This window comes from Ruminococcus sp. RTP21204st1_B2_RTP21204_210225, assembly GCF_040914135.1.
Taxonomy (GTDB): Bacteria; Bacillota; Clostridia; order Oscillospirales; family Ruminococcaceae; genus Hominimerdicola; species Hominimerdicola aceti.
The window spans coordinates 2,324-5,304 of record NZ_JBCPGA010000077.1; the positions used below are offsets into that span (position 1 = coordinate 2,324).

Sequence of the window (2,981 nt, forward strand, 5' to 3'; positions counted from 1 at the left end):
GAAGGACGTGATAAGCTGCGATAAGCTGCGGGGATCAGCAAGTATGAATTGATCCGCAGATTTCCGAATGGAGCAATCCGTATGTGTATGCACATACATCATATACTGAATCAAATAGGTATATGAGGGGAACCGCCTGAACTGAAACATCTAAGTAGGGCGAGGAAGAGAAATCAACCGAGATTCTGTGAGTAGTGGCGAGCGAAAGCGGAAGAGGCTAAACCATAGGTAGCAATACTTATGGGGTTTCGGACAGCATTTAGTATTGATAATTTCTAGTTGAAACGTGTGGGAAAACGTACCGAAGAGTGTGAGAGTCACGTAAGCGAAAGAGAAAGTCAGCGAGCTGTATCCAAAGTACCGCGGGACACGTGAAACCCCGTGGGAAGATGGGGGGACCATCCTCCAAGCCTAAATACTACCTAATGACCGATAGCGAATAGTACTGTGAAGGAACGGTGAAAAGAACCCCGGGAGGGGAGTGAAAAAGAACCTGAAACCCTATGCTTACAAGCACCGAGAGCACGTCAAAGTGTGATCGGGTACCTTTTGTAGAATGGTCCGGCGAGTTATTGTATGCGGCAAGGTTAAGTGCTTAAGGCACGGAGCCGAAGCGAGAGCAAGTCTGAACAGGGCGAAAAAGTCGTATGCAATAGACCCGAAACCGAGTGACCTATCCATGTCCAGGCTGAAGTGGAGGTAAAACTCCATGGAGGGCCGAACACACGTCCGTTGAAAAGGCCGGTGATGAGGTGTGGATAGCGGAGAAATTCCAATCGAACTCGGATATAGCTGGTTCTCTCCGAAATAGCTTTAGGGCTAGCCTCGTGAAAGATTACTGGAGGTAAAGCACTGAATGGGCTAGGGGTCGAAAGATTACTGAACCCTATCAAACTAAGAATGCCAGATAATTGATTCACGGGAGTCAGACAATGTGAGATAAGTCTCATTGTCAAAAGGGAAACAGCCCAGACCCACAGCTAAGGTCCCTAAACATTGTTAAGTGGAAAAGGATGTGGGGTTGCATAAACAACCAGGATGTTGGCTTAGAAGCAGCCACTCATTAAAAGAGTGCGTAATAGCTCACTGGTCGAGTGACCCTGCGCCGAAAATTCAACGGGGCTAAACAATGTACCGAAGCTTGGGATTCTAAAGTAATTTAGAGTGGTAGGAGAGCGTCGAATAAGGGGTGAAGTCAGAGCGGAAGCGCTGGTGGACTTTATTCGAGTGAGAATGCCGGAATGAGTAGCGAGAATTATGTGAGAATCATAATGGCCGAAAATCTAAGGTTTCCTGAGGAAGGTTCGTCCGCTCAGGGTAAGCCGGGGGCTAAGGCGAGGCGGAGACGCGTAGCCGATGCACATACGGTTGAAATTCCGTAGCCACCGAAAGATTTAAGTACAGGGACGCTTTAGAAGTGATGTTGCCGGGCGATGGTTGACCCGGTCGTAAGGGATCGAAAATGAGTAGAGAAGTCATCATGGAAAGAGACAAGAAAAGCTGTATGAATATCTTAGGTGCCCGTACCGCAAACCGACACAGGTAGATAGGAAGAAGATTCTAAGGCCAACGGGAGAAGGGTTGTTAAGGAACTCGGCAAGTTGACCCCGTAACTTAGGGATAAGGGGTGCTCAAGTGATTGAGCCGCAGAGAATAGGCCCAGGCGACTGTTTAGCAAAAACACAGGTCTCTGCTAAATCGAAAGATGACGTATAGGGGCTGACACCTGCCCGGTGCCGGAAGGTTAAGAGGAGATGTGAGAGCATTGAATTGAAGCCCCGGTAAACGGCGGCCGTAACTATAACGGTCCTAAGGTAGCGAAATTCCTTGTCAGGTAAGTTCTGACCCGCACGAAAGGTGTAACGATCTGGGCACTGTCTCAACAACCCGCCCGGCGAAATTGTAGTACCGGTGAAGATGCCGGTTACCCGCGACTAGACGGAAAGACCCCATGGAGCTTTACTGTAGCCTAATATTGGATTTCGGTATTTCACGTACAGGATAGGTGGGAGACTGGGAAGCACAGGCGTCAGCTTGTGTGGAGTCGACCTTGGGATACCACTCTTGGAGTGCTGGAATTCTAACCTGCGGCTTTGAAGCAAGTCGGGGGACATTGTTAGGTGGGCAGTTTGACTGGGGCGGTCGCCTCCTAAAGAGTAACGGAGGCGCTCAAAGGTTCGCTCTGCATGGATGGAAACCATGCGTCAGAGTGTAAACGCAAAAGCGAGCCTAACTGCGAGAATGACGGTTCGAGCAGTAACGAAAGTTGGAGTTAGTGATCCGGCGGTATGTGAATGGAAATGCCGTCGCTCAACGGATAAAAGCTACCCTGGGGATAACAGGCTGATCTCCCCCAAGAGTCCACATCGACGGGGAGGTTTGGCACCTCGATGTCGGCTCATCGCATCCTGGGGCTGAATTCGGTCCCAAGGGTTTGGCTGTTCGCCAATTAAAGCGGTACGCGAGCTGGGTTCAGAACGTCGTGAGACAGTTCGGTCCCTATCTGTCGTGGGCGTAGGATATTTGCAAGGAGCTGTCCCTAGTACGAGAGGACCGGGATGGACGCACCTCTGGTGCACCAGTTGTCACGCCAGTGGCACAGCTGGGCAGCTATGTGCGGAACGGATAAACGCTGAAGGCATCTAAGCGTGAAGCCGCCCTTAAGATAAGATATCCCTTCTGTTTACAGAGTAAGACCCCTTGAAGACTACAAGGTTGATAGGCTCAAAGTGTAAGCACGGTGACGTGTTTAGCTAGCGAGTACTAATCGGTCGAGGGCTTAACCTTATTGGTTATGACTACTCCTTTTAACCAACAGCTTTTTCATTATTCAATTTTGAGGATTCGTTCCTCTTCACTTAGTCGGTGGCGTTTGAGTTGAGGTCACACCTGTTCCCATGCCGAACACAGTAGTTAAGCTCTTCTTCGCCGAAAATACTTGGATGGTAACGTCCCGGTAAGATAGGGTGCTGCCGACACCT

At 49.7% G+C, this 2,981-nt stretch carries 2 rRNA genes (1 of these 2 cut by a window edge); both read left to right on the forward strand.

From position 1 onward, the window contains the following. A 23S ribosomal RNA gene (locus AB5123_RS13680) occupies nucleotides 1-2,787 on the forward strand (it extends 149 nt beyond the left edge of the window). Between the two features lie 74 nt (nucleotides 2,788-2,861). Beyond that, nucleotides 2,862-2,978: ribosomal RNA gene (rrf, locus tag AB5123_RS13685) — 5S ribosomal RNA — on the forward strand. The last annotated feature ends 3 nt before the right edge of the window (nucleotides 2,979-2,981 follow it).